A 16024-nucleotide genomic window follows, 5' to 3' on the forward strand; every position below is an offset into this window, starting at 1 on the left:
TATCCAGCGGTAACAACAACAGTAATGGTGGAGGTTAATTGAATAGTTAATTATTTGAGGACTTCTACCTCCCTTCAATATAGATATCTTGGCAATCCTTTAAAATCGGAAGCGATTTTAAGAAAATTTACCATAAGAATCTAACTTCTACTCACAAAAATCATCTTAATCCAAGGTGCTACCGATTGTCAAGCCCTTTTTCTTTTTTAGGAAAGAAACTGTGAGCTTTTTCGTCATCTATCAGCATTAGCAAACATCAAGCGATTTAGGAGGGTGTTATGCAACGACAACGAGCTGTCGTGATCGGGGCAAGTATGGCAGGCTTGGTCGCAGCACGCGCCTTAGCCAATCATTTTCAAATGGTGACCATCGTTGAGCGCGATGCCATGAGTGATGAAACGCAGCCCCGCAAGGGTGTGCCGCAAGCCAACCATGTCCATATTTTATTAACTGGCGGGTTTAATGTGCTACAACATTATTTCCCGAGCTTTACCAGCGATTTACATGATGCAGGCGTGCCAGAATTGAATTGGTCGCGCGATGTGCAGTGGTTTCAGGGTGGTTCATGGAAAACGCGCCAACCCTGCAAGATTAGTTTTTATCCTCAGGCGCGGGTAAATTTAGAAAGCCGTATTCGGGGCTATGTGCGCCAACATCCTAAAATTGAGTTTCGCAGCCAAACCAATGTCGAACAATTGCTGTTTGATTCCAGCAAAACCAGTGTAACTGGCGTGCTATTGAAGCATGCTGATCAAACCAGCGAACTTGCTGCCGATTTGGTGGTCGATACGACTGGTCGTGGCTCGCGCACAGGCCAATGGCTTGAAGCATCTGGCTATCCAACCCCGCCCAAAGAAATTATGGCTATTGATTTGGTGTATGTGAGCCAAGTTTTCAAAAAAACCAATTCGCCGCGCGATTGGCAATGTTTGGCTTGCCATCCTTCAGCCAATTCGCCACGCGGCGCAATTATTGCCCCGATCGACGATGATCATTGGATCGTAACCTTGTTTGGCTACCTTGGGCAGCACCCAACCCCTACCAACGAAGGTGTGTTGGAGTTTGTTAAAACCTTGCCAGTCCCCGATATCTATACCACTTTGGCCGAGGCATCTCCTGCTGGTGAAGCCATGCGTTTTGGTTATCCGCAGCAAGTGTTTCAACGGTATGACAAACTTAAGCGTTTTCCCCAAGGTTTTTTGGTGCTTGGCGATGCCTTATGCAGTCTTGATCCGGTCTTTGGTCAAGGGATGACCCTTGCTTGCAAAGAGGCCCATGCGCTTGATCAAGTGCTGGCTTCGGCTCAAGGCCAACAAGCAGCAACCCTAGCCCAAGCCTTTTTCAAACAAGCTCAGAAAATTATCGATGTACCATGGTTGATTACCCAATCAGAAGCCTTGCGCTTCAAAGGAATGCCAGGCTCACGCAGCCCTAAAATTCGCTTTTTGCAATGGTATACCGACCATGTTTTTTGGCTCAGTGCTCAATCGACCGAAATTTACCAAGCCTTTTTAGATGTAATGCATCTCTTGGCGGGGCCAGAAGCCTTGTTACGCCCCAAAGTTGTGCGCGGCGTGCTTGGGCGGATGTTTGGCCGTGCCTAAATCGTTGCGATTTGTAAACCTCTGTTGACAAAAATAACTATAATTTATCCAGCAAAACACCGCTACAATACCCATGATTAGGGCAAAGCTACCAATCAGCGGGATAAGCGGTGGCTTTGCTTTAATCGCCCGCTATTGCATGCAGTAGCAACCGTACCAACGGCGGTACGGACAATTGATACAAGGACACCGCGTTCATGAAAACTAGTTTACAAATCGCTGCTGAGGCCACACCACGCCCCATCACCCAAATTGCCGAAGAATTAGCGATTGCTGAGCAATTTGTTGAAGCGTATGGCCGCTATCGCGCCAAAATTAACCTTGATCTGCTTGATGCGAGCCATCATCGGCCTCGCGGCAAGCAGATTTTAGTGACCGCCATGACTCCAACGCCACTGGGCGAGGGCAAAACTGCCACAACCATCGGCCTGGGGATGGCCTTAAGTCGCTTGGGCAAACGCGCCATCTGCACCCTACGTCAAAGCTCGCTCGGCCCAGTTTTTGGCATCAAAGGCGGTGGCTCAGGCGGCGGTTATTCGCAAGTTATCCCATTAGAAGATAGTTTGATGCACTTGACTGGCGATATTCACGCTGTAACCCAAGCCCACAACCAAATTGCCGCCATGACCGACAATAGTTGGTATCAAAAGAATCGGCTGGGCATCGACCCTGAGCAGATTCAGATTCGGCGGGTGCTCGATGTCAACGATCGCTTTTTGCGCTCGATCACCATCGGTCAAGGCGGCTCGCAGCATGGCATTCCGCGCCAAACCGGCTTCGATATAACCGCTGCCAGCGAACTGATGGCTATTTTAGCCTTGGTCAGCGGCGAAAACCATGCCGAAGTGATGCGCGATCTGCGTCAACGCGTCGGGCGCATGGTCGTAGCTTTCAATCGCCAAGGCCAGCCAATTACTGCTGATGACATTCAGGCAGCAGGTGCAGCCACGGTCATTATGCGCAACGCAATTCATCCAACCTTGATGCAAACAATTGAAAATACCCCAGTATTGATGCATGGCGGGCCATTTGCTAATATCGCCCATGGCAATGCTAGCGTCGTCGCCGATCAAGTTGGGCTGCGGATTGCCGATTATGTGGTGACCGAAGCTGGCTTTGCCATGGATATGGGCGGCGAGAAATTTTTCGATATTAAATGTCGTGCCTTCGATGCTAAACCAGCGGTCGTGGTGTTAGTTGCCACAATTCGCGCCCTCAAAGCTCATAGCGGGCGCTGGAACATCAAGCCAGGCCGTGATTTGCCCGCCGATTTGCTGCAAGAAAATCCCGATGCAGTCTATGCAGGTGGGGCAAATCTGCAAAAGCATATTCGTAATGCCCAATTGTTTGGTCTGCCAGTTGTCGTTGCGCTCAACGCATTCCCCGACGATCATCCCTCAGAAATCGAGGCGGTGCGTGAAATCGCGATGAGTGCAGGAGCCTTTGATATAGCGGTGAGCAAGGTCTTTAGCCAAGGCGGGGCCGGCGGTGAAGAATTGGCTGAAAAAGTGCTAGCGGCAATTGAACAAGCAGGCCAAGCCCAATTTTTATACGAGCTTGAGCAACCGTTGACCAGCAAAATTGCCACGATTGCCACCAAAATCTATGGCGCTGCTGAAGTTAGTTATAGCGAAGCAGCCAGCGAACAATTAGCCAAACTTGAGGCCAATGGCTTTGGCAATTTGCCAATCTGTATGGCCAAAACCCATCTGAGCATCAGCCATGATCCGGCAATCAAAGGTGCACCAACTGGCTATAGCTTCCCAATTCGTGAGGTGCGGGCCAGCATCGGCGCAGGCTTTATCTACCCAATTGCTGGCGATATGATGACCATGCCAGGCCTCAGCGCTAACCCTGCTGCCCAACAGATTGATATCGATGACCATGGCAATACCGTTGGATTGTTCTAGTCACATGTCAATGTTCAATGTCTTTTTGTAAAGCAGACATTTCTTTTTGTAAAGCACACTTGACTTAATTAATGAACTGACTTATACTCAAGCCAGTCAAATAATTAAGTCAAGGAGCTTTCGATGAACACCAAATCATTCGCATTACGTCAACTAATTATCGCCTTTATCCTATTTCCAATCTTATTGATGGGCGTGATCTTGGCACTGCCAAACTTGCCTGAATCGCCATGGCGAGCGCTGTTGGCAATTGTGCCCTTAGTTCCAGTTGGCTTGGGCATTCGGGCAATGTATCGGGCAATCAGTGGCTTGGATGAATTTCAACGCCACATTCAATTGATAGCGTTGGCCTTTGCTGTGGGAGCCACTGGTTTTCTTACTTGTGCTTATGGCTTACTCCAAGTATTGGTCGATTTGCCCCAACTTTCGTGGCTGTGGGTTTTGCCATTATTGACAACCTGCTGGAGTTTTGGTTTAGCCTTCGCTAACCGGAGCTACCAATGAAAAATCGTTTGCGGGTGTTACGAGCGGAGCGTGAATGGTCGCAGGCCGATTTAGCGCAAGCCTTGGGGGTATCACGCCAAACGATCAATGCCCTAGAAACTGGCAAATACGACCCAAGCTTGCCGCTGGCCTTCAAAATAGCCGATCTCTTTGAGTTAGCGATTGAGCAAATTTTCGAGCGGCCAAGTGCCGATGAAGCAACTGAGGGATGAGCAACATCGTTAAGCAATTGAATAGCTGAGGTGCGCTACAATAACGTATCTGTACTAAACTTCATCTATTCAATCCTGATTTCCAACCCGATAGCTATAACAAATATGATAATCGCAGCCTAATTCAGTTTGGAGTTGCTGGGCTAAAATTAAGCCTTGTTCGGCAAATAGCCGCTCCGCTGCAAGGTTTCTAAAGCTGGAAGTAGCCGGATCATCAAGATTGTAGATTGCATCAAATTGCTCAGACCAATCCATTAGCGCTTGTTGGAGTTGTGAGCTAATTGGTAATTCGCGCGGATCAAGATCACCGAACTGAGCACCATCGTCCCACCAAAGCGGAAAACAAGCATACTCAGCCGCCAAACGTAATTTTTTTATCATTTAGGCCTATTAGTTTAGATGTTATACCAACAATCCCCGTAGCCCTTGCAAAAACAGATCAGCCGCTTGATCAAGCTCGGCTTGGGTTAGCCCATTGATACTTTGAATTGATAAGCCATTGGAAAAGGTCATAATGCAGCGAGCCAGCGCCAACGGAACAACCGATTCGCGCAGTTGGCCTTCATGTTGAGCGCGTTGCAAGCGTTCGTGCAAAACCTGCTCTTGACCCAAGCGTCGTTCAATCACATCATGATGAATCGGCTCGGTTTGCGAGTTGCAGACCGGCACACCGCGAATCAATAAACAGCCAGCAGGCACTAAGGGGTTAGTAATTTGGGCTACATTAATCCGCAGCAATTGCTCAAGCGCCGTGTAAATTTGGGGATGTTCCAAGGCCGCCAGCATTGAAGGCAAGCTCAATTCATAATAACGGTTCAGCACCTCGCGAAAGAGGCTCTCTTTATTGCCAAAAGCTGCATATAAACTAGGCCGATTGATGCCCATCGCCTCGGTCAAATCGCTCAACGAAGCACCTTCATAGCCCAAATTCCAAAAAACTTCTAAGGCTTGGTTCAAGGCCACATCACGATCAAAGGCCCGAGGCCGCCCAACTTTTGGTTCATTTACTGCTTTCATCGTTGCTAACCAATCTATCTGTATTGACCATAACGATCATACGCTAAACAGTTGCTTAACACAAGCGTAGAAGAAGGAAGAAGGATGAGGGATGAAGGAGGAAGGTAGGGAAGTTCAAAGTTTACCGCAGAGGCGCAGAGCGACGATGGTATTAGCTATTGACTATCGGAGATTGCTTGGAATACCAACCAGTGTTCCGCTAGCCTATAGCCTTACTACAATGCGTGCAATTCGTAGCCAACAAACTTACCCTTCGTGCCCTTCGTCGATCAACATCATGCTTGACAAACCAGCGAATTTTATATATAGTACCGATCAGTACAAAATATATGTACTGATCGGTACTATATTATTTTATTGGAATGTTGGAAGGATGTTTATGAGCAAGCCATTAGCCGGAAAAGTTGCCTTGGTCACTGGTGGTTCACGCGGGATTGGAGCAGCTAGCGCCATTGCCTTGGCCGAACAAGGTGCAGATGTGGCGATTAGTTATGTTGCCTCGGCCAGCAAAGCCGAAGCCGTGGTTGAGCAATTACAAGCGCTCGGGGTTAATGCCGTGGCCTTCCAAGCCGACCAAGCCGATAGCGACCAAGTAGCCGCTTTGGTCAATAAGGTTGTAGCGCATTTTGGCAAGCTCGATATTTTGGTCAATAACGCTGGGGTGATTCAATTAGCTGCGTTGAATGATGCTAACGCCGATTTGGAAGCCGTCGAGCATATGTTTGCGGTTAATGTGAAGGGTGTTGCCAGCGCAGTGCGGGCAGCGACACCACTCTTGCAAGATGGTGGACGAATCATTTCGATTGGTTCAGTTTCAGCTGATACCGCCCCAATTCCTGGGTTTGGCGACTATTCAGCGACCAAAGCAGCCGTCGCAGGCTATACCCGCGCATGGGCCAATGAACTTGGGCAGCGTGGCATCACGGTTAATAACATTCAGCCCGGCCCAATCGACACTGATATGGGTCCAGGCGATGGCCCAATGCTCGATATGATCACCCAAGCAATTGCGCTCAAACGGCTTGGCAAAGCCGAAGAAGTTGGGGCAACGGTGGCGTTTTTGGCCAGCCCTGGCGCAGCCTTTATCACTGGCGCGACGATTAATGTTGATGGCGGATTACTGGCCTAAATCAATAATGGCCTGTGAGTTAATTCCAACTCACAGGCCATCAGCTTAATTATTGGGTTGCTAAGAAGGTTTTCAAATCAGTGCTGCGGGTCTTAATCCGCTCCATCAGGGTGGTCACCGCAGCATTATAATCATCGATACTGATTGTTTGGGCGGCGCTTGGGCTGATCGTTGCTGCCAAAGCTGTATATTTTTGCACCAAGGCTTCGGCATCAAATTGGCTGCTGGTTTCGCGTAGCGCTTCAATGTAGGTCGCATAGTAGGTTGGATCATCAAGCAAATAGCGAATTAACGGCCAATCGCTGGTGATGCTGGCTTTATCAAACGTGTTATTTTGGCCGCCAAAGCCGCCACCTGGCCCACGCATGCCACCTGCATTGGGATTATTCGGCATTTGGTTGCCAGCATTAGCATTATTCGGCATAGCTTGATTGCCACGCATACCACCGCCGCCACCCATCGCCCCCAAAATAAAGTTATGATCCCACGAAATCCAGGTCAGTTTGCCAGTCGCAGGGTTGTTGTAAAGATAATAATTATGGGTCATCGCCCCATAGGTATCCCAATGCTCCAGCAGCGTGCTCACCCCAAGCCATTTAAGAAAACTTGGCACATCGAAAATTGCTTCTAATTTGGCTCGCCAAGCTGCCGGATCGCTGGTGCGTTCGCTGGAATGCAGCACATCGTACAGAGCTTCAACATCAGCCCAATCCGTTGTATCGTTATTTTCTTTCTGAAAACTTTCCTCGATTGAGTCCTTTGTACCTTCGGCGAAGCTGGCGGCGCTCCCATCGCCCTCGTAAATATTGCCGCTATCATCGCCAAATACACGGGCAATTGCTGTATCGTCGATTACTTCAACCGCCGTGTATAAGCCTAAACTTTCAAGCCCATCGCCATGATCAAGCAACACTTCATAGGTGGCAGTTTCAGCAGCAGGCAAGCCCATTTGCTCAAACAGATCGTAGGCCAGCGTTTCGCGAATAGCCGTTGCATCACCTAAATTGTTCGAAAGCGCCAATTGTTTGAAGCCATAAAAGCGTTGATTATCAATCTCCGGGTAGCTTTTCTCAAATTCATCAAAATCTAGTTTGAAGGGCAAATTGGCTTGTTGGCTGTTCCAAGCGCTCATCAACGACGAATTGCCTTTGTAGCGCACGCCCACATTCGTCCAAGTTTGGCCTTCGAAGGTCAAGGTTGCCGTAACCCACATTGGATTTTCGATCGAAAAATTACCCATATTGGGCATTCCGCCACCAAAACCACCAGGCATTCGGTTAGTGTCGGTAAAAGCGCCACCTGGCAGCATCGGCATTCCAGCGGTATCGGTAAAAGCGCCATTTGGCATCATTGGCATGCCCAACGTATCAGTAAACGCACCATTTGGCATCATTGGCAAACCCGCCGTGTCGGTAAATACGCCAGCTGGAAAACCGCCCATCTGACGGCTACCTGGCTCGCCCAACAGTTCGGTCATATTAGCCTGCATGGCTTGCCACGAGGCAGGATCGATTGTGATGGTTAATTGATTAACCTTATTTTGGGCAAAGACCACTGCATAATTTGGCTCAGCGCTATCACCATGCGATGCCTCATCCCAGCCCGCTGGCCGGCTGACCGCCGCATCCTCAGCGGTCGGCTCAGCAGGCACAACCGTCGCAGGAATCGAAGTTGCACAAGCAGCCAAGTTTAATCCAATAGCAAATAAACAAAGCCAACGCCAAAATTTCATGGGAACCTCACAAAAATTACAACATCAAGCAGAGCGCCGCCGTGGGACGGCGCTCTGCGCCACATTCCAAGTTTCAAACATCGGTTTAGGGTAGTTGATGCTGATCGCGCAGCACGCGGGTGGTCGTGAGTTTGCGGCTCGCGCTCAGGCGAGGGGTTTCATCGTAGAAAATTTTCAAATCGGCCATATCGTGAAGTAAATCGATCCGGCCAATTTCGACCCGCTTGACGGCAATTCCGGTGCGTTCGCGCAAATCGGCCAGCAATTCTTCGGAGCGAGCAGGCCCAATCAGCTCAATTTTGTCGTAAGCTACACGCTTATTCGATTCAAATTGAAAGCCCCAGCCTTTTTCGAGCACAAACAAAATCACCAAAATCACGGCGTTGGCGATGCCAATTTGCAGCAAACTGCCACTATGCATCAGCGAATTCATCACGCCCAGCGCAATCAAAATAAACAAATAGGTCATTTCGCGAATCGGAATCTCATCGGTGCGATAACGCAGCAATGAGAAAATCGCAAACAAGCCGAAGCCTACGCCCACGCCTACTTCGACACTGGTCAGAAAGCCCAGCACAAAGTAGATGATCATATTGAAGCCAATAAAGGTAAAAACGAAGTTTTTATCTTGGGTCACGGGATAGTATACGCCGCGCACAATCAGCAGCGTTACCAATAAATTAAAGCCCGCTCCCAGCAAAAATTGAGTTAAATCGGTTGTCATTGGGCATACTCCATCAATGTATTCAGATAGCGCAGGGTGGGCTTGAAGCTATTGCGTGGCAAATCGGGATACAGCAAGGCCGCCCCACTGCAATATTTACTCATGCCAATCGTGTGCAAATGCTGGCCGCGAATGCCTTGGATAAAGGGTGAACCGCGATTTATCCCAGCTTGTTTGACTTCGGCAATCACCACGCCCGTTAGTTCAACTGAGCGCGAATCAGCTTGAAAGCGAATCCCAATATCCAAGGTGACACGCTCTTGCTCGGCAATATTGACCAAGGTGATGCGACTGAAATTGTTGGTCAAGGTTGGCTGCAATAAGCCCACTTCAAATGGCACAATTCGTTGCAAAAAGCTGGAACTGGCAGATGTAAACGTTTCCACGGCATACGGCGTTGCAAGCCGATGTTTGATCGTGCGATATTTATTAACTTTGTGCTTGACTTCAAGAAAATAATTTTGGGTATCGAGATAGGTTCGGCTGCGCACTTTATAGCGATTGCGACCACCAGCGTGATGCCGACGGTACAAAGCAAAATCGGCAGTATCGAAATAGAGCGTATGATAGTGATGCATGCGCCGCCCGCTGATCTCCAACACCCGATAATCAGCAGCCAAATCGGGTAAGATTGCGGCCAATTGCTGAACCGAACACACATATTTGCTGTCGGTACGATTGAGCAAGGCCACCGAATCCATCTGTTGCAGGCTAATCGAGCGAAACCCAGCCAACCTTGGTTGAATCAAGGCTTGAGGCACTGCACGATCTGGTTCGCAGGCAGGTGTTGGCTCATTTGGCCAGATGAGGGTTGGTTGATAGCGCAGTTGTTGCAGCATAATCGTTATTCCTTCGCAAGCCGCAACGCCAGAGCGGTCGGCCATCAGTGTTAGCTTCTGATTAAGAGTTTATCCAAGAATTGTTATAAAACTGTTAGGAGATCTCGAATTTGCTATGTAGTTTTGGGGCAAATTCATTCGGTTGGCTTTGTTATTGGCAGGCTAATCGTAAAGGTTGTGCCAATGCCCAAGCGTGAATCGACCTTAATTGTGCCTGAATGAGCTTCAACAATCGCCTTGGCAATCGCCAAGCCTAGGCCTGAGGTGCTACTTACGTTGCGTTGACGCGCTTTATCGGCGCGATACAGCCGATCAAAAATAAACGGCAGATCGGCGGCATCAATTCCACTACCAGTATCCTGCACCGTAATCAGCACCTGATCTCCAATTTGCTGCGCTCCCAAGTTAATCGCGCCAGCACTGGCATAACGCAAGGCATTCGAAACCAAATTGTTCAGCACTTGGGTCATGCGATCGGTATCGACAGCAATTGAAGGTAATTGATCCGATGCTTCAACGGTTAGGGCAATACCATGAGCCTCGGCCTGCATAATGTGTGCTAGGCCAACGCGCTCTAAAATGGCACGCGGATCGATCATACGCCGATTGAGCACTAACTCGCCAGCATCGGCCAACGAAAGCACCCGCAGATCTTCGACCAAACGTTGTAAATGCTCAACTTCTTCGTGCAGCACGCTATAAATAGTCGGCGAACCAGCAAAGCGTTGATCTTTCAAGCCCTCGGTGTAACTGCGTAAAATACTCAAGGGGGTGCGAATGTCATGGGCAAGATCGGCAGTCATTTGCTGGCGTTGCTGGCTAGCACGGGCCAATTTAGCGCTCATTTGGTTAAATGCTTGGGCTAATTGACCAACTTCATCGTGCGATTGCACCGCCACCCGATGATCAAACGTGCCATCAGCCAACTTGTGGGTGGCAGTAATCAAAGCCCGAATTGGCCGCGTTAAGGTTTGGGCTAGCAATGCGCCAATTAACAAGGCCAAAAGAATAGCTGCGCTGGCGCTGGCAGTTGCCGCCCATGTCACTCGTGCCAAAAAATCTTGTTCAGGCGAGGGCGGTGGCAATTCAGGGTTTGGCGCAGCCATCGGATGCGGAAGCATATAGCCAACCGTCTGCTGATTGACCACAATTGGCTCGCCAGCAAAGCGCAAAATATCTTGCATAGTTTGAGTTGAGGTTGATTCTTGCAGGCTATTGATGATCGAACCGTTGGCATCGACCAACACCACATTTTGGCGCAATTCAATTAATGCAGTTTGGGCATCGAGCGCTTGGCTCAAGCCTTGCCAACTGCCGGTTGCCGCATAGTGCTCAGCGAGCGCAGTCGCCAAAGCCGTGCGATCCCGCTCTGAGAGAAAGCGACTAAACTCCGAGCGCGTCCGCACCACCACCAACAGCGCTACCAAGGAAATGCCAATTAAGCCGACCAACAAAAAAGCCAAGATCAGCTTGGTTGCCAACGAGTGGCGCAGCTGCCAGATTCGGCGCATAGTCCACCTCATTGTTTTTTAAAACGATAGCCCATGCCATAAACCGTCTCGATATAGCGTGGCTGACGTGAATCTGGCTCGATTTTGGTACGCAGATTGCGGATATGCACATCGATTGAGCGCTCATAGCCTTCGTAAGCATCGCCAAGCGACAACCGATCAAGCAAATCGAGCCGCGAGAAAATCAGGCCAGGCGCAGTCATAAAGGTAGCCAAAATTTCCAGCTCAGAACGGGTTAGACTTAGTTGTTGCTCACCGACCAAGACTGTTGCCGACCCGCGATCGAGCACCAAATCGCCAGCCCGAATCAGATCAGGCTCAAGCGTTGGTTTATGAGTGCGGCGCAAAACGGCACGAATACGGGCAATTAATTCGCGCATATTAAACGGCTTGGTGATGTAATCGTCAGCACCCAATTCAAGGCCAACAATTTTATCGTGGTCTTCAACTCGTGCGGTGAGCATAATCACTGGCGTATTGGATTCTTTGCCGAAGGCCAGCAAAAACTCAGTTCCATTCATTTCGGGCATCATCAAATCGAGCACCACCAAATCGGGCTTTTCGATCCGTGCCCGATACAGTGCTTCACGCCCATTGCTCGCCTCAACCACACGATAGCCCTCTTGCTCAAGCGAGAGCCGAATCACTTGGCGCAATTTTGCTTCATCATCAATCAACAGAATTGTATAGTGCATGGCCAAATCTCCATCCGCTAACCAGCCCGAAATAGCCGCAGTAAGCGTTAGCATAGCAGCCAATTATGGAGAAATTGTGAGGATCAGAGGAGAATTTGGAACTTGATAGCGAAATCTTCAGAGCAACAAAACTCTAGGAGTCAAGTTTTCAGAGCGTGCAGGGAAAGCCCTTTCCCTGCATTTCTACAGAGCCGAAAGAGAAGTGTGGAGAGCACTATTTATGCTGAATGACTTAATTATTCAGGATTCCAATCAAGCGCGGCTAATTTTTCTCGCGCAATTTGGCGTTCCTCTTCAGTAAATAACTCAGCATACTCGGGTTTAAGCACAATCGCTTCTGCCGAGGTATTTAGCAATCCCATTAGGCAAAGTTGTTGCAACCCGCTACTAATCACAGGATCAGTAATGAGTCTTTTCGCCGCATTAATCGCACCAAATTCGCGTACCATTTGCATATAATAGGTAGCTGTATAACCTTGTTTGGCAGCTAGCCGATAACCATCTTCCATCTCTTGGAGAAATTGGGCTTCAAGATTACTCATTCCAAACGTCCTCCAAATTAATAAGCTGGTGCTAGCTTAATGATCATTCTAAACCTAGCACCAGTAGATCAATTAATAGCCTTCAGCGATTTGCTCGGAAAGCGTCGCCCGCAGTTCGGGCGAAACTCGCATATACAAGCCAGTTGCTTCAGCTACAATCGTACCATCGGGCAATTGGGCAAAACCTTCGACCTCAAGCGCTCGCCCGCGATCACGAACCATACTGGCAGTAAAAGTAATTTCTTGATCAATCGGGGCGGGCTGGCGATAACGAACCTCAAAACGCCCAGTCATCGTCCAAGCATCGATCAAAAATCCCACTCGACCGAGCGTTTCATCAAGAATCGTCGCGATAATGCCGCCATGCACAAACCCAGGCCAGCCTTGATGGAGTGCAGTTGAGATAAATCGCGTGATGACAGTTTTCTCTTCCTCAAAGAAATCCAATTGCAAGCCACTCGGGTTATTTTTACCACAGACAAAACATGCCTGCGAATCTAATTGGCGATTCATGAATGCTCCTTTTGCAAATATAGGCGATTATAGCGCAAAAAAACCACGACTCGCGGTGAGCCGTGGTTGCTGTTTATCTGTAGGTTTTGGCTTAATTTAATTTGCGCACAACTGGATGGAAGCTAAACAGAACAGTCATCACCAACATAATCGCACCACAGGTTGCAAACAAGGCTGGTGCACCAAATTTATCAGCGACCAACCCAGCCACCCCATAGCCAACTGGCAATAAGGCGATTGAGCCAAGCAAGTCAATGCTGGCAACCCGTCCAAGTTGTTCGCGCTCAACCATTTCTTGCATGGTATGCGTCCAAATCAAACCAAAGGTCGCAATCCCAATCCCGCGGAAGACCAATACGCCCAGCAAAGCAGCCAAGGCCATGGTTCCGCCGAGCATACTCACATTGAATCCAATGATCCCAACGGTGAGGGTGGCCAAACCAGCGAGGAATAAGGCTCCATAACCCATCAAGCCACGGCGGCGCAAGCGATTGCCTTTGCTGAGCCAGATCGAGGCTGAAACCGCACCCAAGGCAATACTAGCATGGGCCCAGCCCAGTCGTTCGCTAGGCAATTTCAAAAATTCACTGATCAAAACTGGCAGGGCAGTTTGCGCAGGTGCAGCCAGCAGCAAGTTGGCCAGCGACGAAAGAATAATCGTCATCCACAACCATGGATTGGTGCTGACGGTTTTCAAGCCCGCCCCAACATCCTTTAAAATGCCACTTGAGCGTTTGGCTTTGGTGCGGCTAGCATCAGTTGAGAGCAGCGGAATCAAACACAAGCCCGAAACCAAGAATGAAACGCTGTTGAATAAAAAGGCCGTTGCCGAACCACCAAAGCCAACAATTAATGAAGCAATCAATGGTCCCAAAATCAAAGTCATTTGGGCGCTCAAAGCAGTCAGCGAGTTGGCTCCAGGCAACGATTCAGCTGGCACAACATCGGGCACTAATGCACTATAGGCGGGCTGGAAGAACGAATCAAAAAAACCAAAGGAGATGCTCGCCGCATAGATATGCCAGAGTTGAAGGGTATTCGTTAGGGCCAGAATTCCAACCCCACCAACAATCAAGGCTCGCAACATATCTGAGCTAAACATCAGCCAACCACGTGAAAAGCGATCAACCGCTGCGCCGCCAAGCAGCAAAAAGATGATCATCGGCGCAAATGAGCAGATCAAAACCAAGCCCATAGCCGTTGCTGAGCCAGTTTTTTCCAAAACCCAAAGCGAGAGCGCAACCTGATACATCGTATCGCCCAAACGCGAAATCGTCTGGCCCGTCCAGAGCAAGGCAAACAAGCGTTGTTGTAAGGGTCGAAATAGGCTATTCTCCGAGGTTTGTGAGGTCATGCTTCCTCCTACAATTTCGCGCTACGATGAGCAACATCCCAACTGTTGGCTTGCTCACCTTAAATATTGTGCATGGGAGATTCAGCGTGGAACCCTTAGCCCAACAATCTTGTACTAGCTACGCCGCACTGCGTATGATCGGCTATCGTAAGCATTGGCAGGCCTGCTACTGGCACAAGTGGCAAGTATTGGCGCTGAAAGCAGTTATCGGCGTGGATGGCTGTTCTCTCTGCCCTAGTATGCTCTTAATTCAGAAGCTGGGATGTAGGCTATGATCGCGTGGCGAATTATACCAATTTTTAACTTTTCCTGCAAGGTGATTTTTTATCCTAGCATGGTATAGAAGTAATATAGTAATTGAAATCTCCCAGATTTACCTAGTTACAATATTATCACGATTAATTCATAACATTTTCATACAGCTCACAGCAGTTATTTTGTTGAATGCGGTTGATTTAAGCTTAATCGGCCCTGCGAATGAAGCCAAATTGGCCCACCAAGGCTACAATCGAGTCAAGCAGCTTCATATTTCAAGGATGCAAACCTATGCCATGGCAGATTGTTGAGCGGCGGATCGGGCGGGCGGGTACTCCCCAACAACGGCAGCAGCGCCAGCGCCGTTGGGATCAGCGCTATGGAGTCGATCAGTGGGCAATTGGCTACCAGATTGCTGGCGAATTTGTGCTGCAAGAACATGCAATCGAATCGATTTACAATGCCAGTTATGCTGCCCATTTTGAACAACACCCCGCCGATCTAGCTGAATTACTCGCGCTGGCTAAAACGATCTACAATCCCCACGCCCAAGCAACCAACAATGTAGATCTGCAAGTACCCGCAATTATGGCCTATCTCAAATGCCAAGGCTTACAGTTCCAAGGCAATGAACGCTTAGCGATTGGCTCATGGCAGGGCCAAGCCAGCCATCCCTTGAGCATTCGGCTTAGCCCATTACACATTCAGGTGCTCGGCGACCCCAACACTACGCTTGAGCAGTTTTGGCAAGAGCAAAAATGTTTGGCGCAGTGGGTCGATTAACCAGCAACAACTTATGCTGCTGGCTCGCGAATTTTAGTGGTGATGATGGTGATGATGATCATCATGAACATGGATTGGCTCAGGCCGTGGCGCTGCATATACCTGATCGATCCATGCAATCACCTGATCTAAGCCAGTTTCGTCCTTGAGGTTAGTAAATACCAGCGGCAATTCACCGCGCATCTGGTTGGCATCGTGATCCATCACCTCCAACGAAGCCCCAACCAACTCCGCCAAATCGATTTTGTTAATTACTAAAAGATCGGAGCGGGTTACGCCAGGGCCACCTTTGCGTGGCACTTTATCGCCACCAGCCACATCGATCACGTAAATCCAATAATCGACCAACTCTGGGCTGAACGAGGCGGCTAGATTATCGCCGCCGCTCTCAACAAATACAATCTGCAAATCGGGCAAGGTTACACACAAATCGGCAATCGCTTCGAGGTTCATCGAGGCATCATCACGAATCGCCGAGTGTGGGCAGCCGCCAGTTTCCACGCCGCGCACCCGTTCAGCAGGCAACACGCCTTGGCGCAGCAAAAATTCAGCATCCTCTTTGGTATAAATATCGTTGGTCACCACCGCAACCGAGTAGCGCTTAGTCAGATGGCTGGTCAAACAGTGGGCCAAGGCGGTTTTGCCACTGCCCACAGGCCCAGCAATCCCAATTCGTAGTAATTGTTCGGTCATAATTGCC

At 49.2% G+C, this 16024-nt stretch carries 17 protein-coding genes; 6 read left to right on the forward strand and 11 right to left on the reverse strand.

The window, feature by feature from the left end:
- Positions 1-278: 278 nt before the first annotated feature.
- The 4 genes from ABEB26_RS04835 (at position 279) to ABEB26_RS04850 (ending at position 4230) form a co-directional block, all read left to right on the forward strand.
- The gene (locus tag ABEB26_RS04835; protein ID WP_345720835.1) at positions 279-1604 is read left to right on the forward strand and encodes an FAD-dependent oxidoreductase; all 1326 of its coding nucleotides are present in this window, start codon (positions 279-281) and stop codon (positions 1602-1604) included.
- Positions 1605-1801: 197 nt separating this feature from the next.
- Entirely contained in the window at positions 1802-3514 is a 1713-nt protein-coding gene (locus ABEB26_RS04840) for a formate--tetrahydrofolate ligase (protein WP_345720836.1), read from the forward strand.
- 123 nt (positions 3515-3637) lie between these two features.
- The gene (locus ABEB26_RS04845; RefSeq protein ID WP_345720838.1) at positions 3638-4018 is read left to right on the forward strand and encodes a hypothetical protein; all 381 of its coding nucleotides are present in this window, start codon (positions 3638-3640) and stop codon (positions 4016-4018) included.
- A complete protein-coding gene (locus tag ABEB26_RS04850) occupies positions 4015-4230 on the forward strand; it encodes a helix-turn-helix transcriptional regulator (RefSeq protein WP_345720840.1) in 216 nt (71 codons plus the stop codon). Before ABEB26_RS04845 ends, ABEB26_RS04850 begins: the two co-directional genes overlap by 4 nt.
- Positions 4231-4299: 69 nt before the next feature.
- On the opposite strand, the gene ABEB26_RS04855 is transcribed toward ABEB26_RS04850, so the two are convergent.
- Together ABEB26_RS04855 and ABEB26_RS04860 are read right to left on the reverse strand one after the other, a co-directional pair.
- Positions 4300-4611 (reverse strand): hypothetical protein, encoded by a 312-nt coding sequence (locus ABEB26_RS04855; RefSeq protein ID WP_345720841.1) that lies wholly within the window; start codon positions 4609-4611, stop codon positions 4300-4302.
- Positions 4612-4632: 21 nt separating this feature from the next.
- Positions 4633-5247, reverse strand: a complete 615-nt coding sequence (locus tag ABEB26_RS04860; protein ID WP_345720842.1) for a TetR/AcrR family transcriptional regulator — start codon at positions 5245-5247, stop codon at positions 4633-4635.
- Positions 5248-5626: 379 nt separating this feature from the next.
- On the opposite strand from ABEB26_RS04860, the gene ABEB26_RS04865 reads away from it, so the two are divergent.
- Positions 5627-6376: an SDR family NAD(P)-dependent oxidoreductase gene (locus ABEB26_RS04865; protein WP_345720844.1), complete on the forward strand. Its 750-nt coding sequence runs from the start codon at positions 5627-5629 to the stop codon at positions 6374-6376.
- A gap of 49 nt (positions 6377-6425) precedes the next feature.
- Here ABEB26_RS04865 and ABEB26_RS04870 read toward each other — a convergent pair whose 3' ends face one another.
- From ABEB26_RS04870 to ABEB26_RS04905, 8 genes are all read right to left on the reverse strand, one after another.
- Positions 6426-8108, reverse strand: coding sequence for a CotH kinase family protein (locus ABEB26_RS04870; RefSeq protein ID WP_345720845.1), 1683 nt, complete (start codon positions 8106-8108; stop codon positions 6426-6428).
- Between the two features lie 85 nt (positions 8109-8193).
- The gene (locus tag ABEB26_RS04875) at positions 8194-8832 is read right to left on the reverse strand and encodes a DUF4956 domain-containing protein (RefSeq protein ID WP_345720847.1); all 639 of its coding nucleotides are present in this window, start codon (positions 8830-8832) and stop codon (positions 8194-8196) included.
- Positions 8829-9671 carry a polyphosphate polymerase domain-containing protein gene (locus ABEB26_RS04880; protein ID WP_345720848.1) on the reverse strand — a complete coding sequence of 281 codons (843 nt, stop codon included), beginning with the start codon at positions 9669-9671 and terminating at the stop codon, positions 8829-8831. Before ABEB26_RS04880 ends, ABEB26_RS04875 begins: the two co-directional genes overlap by 4 nt.
- A 134-nt stretch (positions 9672-9805) precedes the next feature.
- Positions 9806-11182 carry a sensor histidine kinase gene (locus tag ABEB26_RS04885; RefSeq protein WP_345720849.1) on the reverse strand — a complete coding sequence of 459 codons (1377 nt, stop codon included), beginning with the start codon at positions 11180-11182 and terminating at the stop codon, positions 9806-9808.
- Between the two features lie 8 nt (positions 11183-11190).
- On the reverse strand, positions 11191-11877 hold the full coding sequence (locus tag ABEB26_RS04890; RefSeq protein WP_345720850.1) for a response regulator transcription factor: 687 nt from the start codon (positions 11875-11877) through the stop codon (positions 11191-11193).
- A 236-nt stretch (positions 11878-12113) separates the two neighbouring features.
- Positions 12114-12419 carry a hypothetical protein gene (locus ABEB26_RS04895; RefSeq protein WP_345720851.1) on the reverse strand — a complete coding sequence of 102 codons (306 nt, stop codon included), beginning with the start codon at positions 12417-12419 and terminating at the stop codon, positions 12114-12116.
- Between the two features lie 72 nt (positions 12420-12491).
- Positions 12492-12932 carry a PaaI family thioesterase gene (locus ABEB26_RS04900; protein ID WP_345720852.1) on the reverse strand — a complete coding sequence of 147 codons (441 nt, stop codon included), beginning with the start codon at positions 12930-12932 and terminating at the stop codon, positions 12492-12494.
- 91 nt (positions 12933-13023) lie between these two features.
- A complete protein-coding gene (locus ABEB26_RS04905; protein WP_345720853.1) occupies positions 13024-14286 on the reverse strand; it encodes an MFS transporter in 1263 nt (420 codons plus the stop codon).
- Positions 14287-14832: 546 nt separating this feature from the next.
- Between ABEB26_RS04905 and ABEB26_RS04910 the strand changes: the two genes are divergently transcribed.
- A complete protein-coding gene (locus ABEB26_RS04910) occupies positions 14833-15324 on the forward strand; it encodes a hypothetical protein (RefSeq protein ID WP_345720855.1) in 492 nt (163 codons plus the stop codon).
- Between the two features lie 33 nt (positions 15325-15357).
- On the opposite strand, the gene ureG is transcribed toward ABEB26_RS04910, so the two are convergent.
- Positions 15358-16017 (reverse strand): urease accessory protein UreG, encoded by a 660-nt coding sequence (gene ureG / locus ABEB26_RS04915; RefSeq protein ID WP_345720856.1) that lies wholly within the window; start codon positions 16015-16017, stop codon positions 15358-15360.
- Positions 16018-16024 lie beyond the last annotated feature (7 nt).

The organism is Herpetosiphon gulosus, assembly GCF_039545135.1.
Taxonomy (GTDB): Bacteria; Chloroflexota; Chloroflexia; order Chloroflexales; family Herpetosiphonaceae; genus Herpetosiphon; species Herpetosiphon gulosus.

Bases quoted from the DNA above. Each gene is read 5' to 3' on its own strand.
- ABEB26_RS04885 (WP_345720849.1), bottom strand. From the start codon at position 11,182: ATGCGCCGAATCTGGCAGCTGCGCCACTCGTTGGCAACCAAGCTGATC.
- ABEB26_RS04900 (WP_345720852.1), bottom strand. From the start codon at position 12,932: ATGAATCGCCAATTAGATTCGCAGGCATGTTTTGTCTGTGGTAAAAAT.
- ABEB26_RS04875 (WP_345720847.1), bottom strand. From the start codon at position 8,832: ATGACAACCGATTTAACTCAATTTTTGCTGGGAGCGGGCTTTAATTTA.
- ABEB26_RS04860 (WP_345720842.1), bottom strand. From the start codon at position 5,247: ATGAAAGCAGTAAATGAACCAAAAGTTGGGCGGCCTCGGGCCTTTGAT.
- ABEB26_RS04840 (WP_345720836.1), top strand. From the start codon at position 1,802: ATGAAAACTAGTTTACAAATCGCTGCTGAGGCCACACCACGCCCCATC.
- ABEB26_RS04890 (WP_345720850.1), bottom strand. From the start codon at position 11,877: ATGCACTATACAATTCTGTTGATTGATGATGAAGCAAAATTGCGCCAA.
- ABEB26_RS04895 (WP_345720851.1), bottom strand. From the start codon at position 12,419: ATGAGTAATCTTGAAGCCCAATTTCTCCAAGAGATGGAAGATGGTTAT.
- ABEB26_RS04910 (WP_345720855.1), top strand. From the start codon at position 14,833: ATGCCATGGCAGATTGTTGAGCGGCGGATCGGGCGGGCGGGTACTCCC.
- ABEB26_RS04855 (WP_345720841.1), bottom strand. From the start codon at position 4,611: ATGATAAAAAAATTACGTTTGGCGGCTGAGTATGCTTGTTTTCCGCTT.
- ABEB26_RS04835 (WP_345720835.1), top strand. From the start codon at position 279: ATGCAACGACAACGAGCTGTCGTGATCGGGGCAAGTATGGCAGGCTTG.
- ABEB26_RS04870 (WP_345720845.1), bottom strand. From the start codon at position 8,108: ATGAAATTTTGGCGTTGGCTTTGTTTATTTGCTATTGGATTAAACTTG.
- ABEB26_RS04880 (WP_345720848.1), bottom strand. From the start codon at position 9,671: ATGCTGCAACAACTGCGCTATCAACCAACCCTCATCTGGCCAAATGAG.
- ABEB26_RS04850 (WP_345720840.1), top strand. From the start codon at position 4,015: ATGAAAAATCGTTTGCGGGTGTTACGAGCGGAGCGTGAATGGTCGCAG.
- ABEB26_RS04905 (WP_345720853.1), bottom strand. From the start codon at position 14,286: ATGACCTCACAAACCTCGGAGAATAGCCTATTTCGACCCTTACAACAA.
- ABEB26_RS04845 (WP_345720838.1), top strand. From the start codon at position 3,638: ATGAACACCAAATCATTCGCATTACGTCAACTAATTATCGCCTTTATC.
- ABEB26_RS04865 (WP_345720844.1), top strand. From the start codon at position 5,627: ATGAGCAAGCCATTAGCCGGAAAAGTTGCCTTGGTCACTGGTGGTTCA.
- ureG (WP_345720856.1), bottom strand. From the start codon at position 16,017: ATGACCGAACAATTACTACGAATTGGGATTGCTGGGCCTGTGGGCAGT.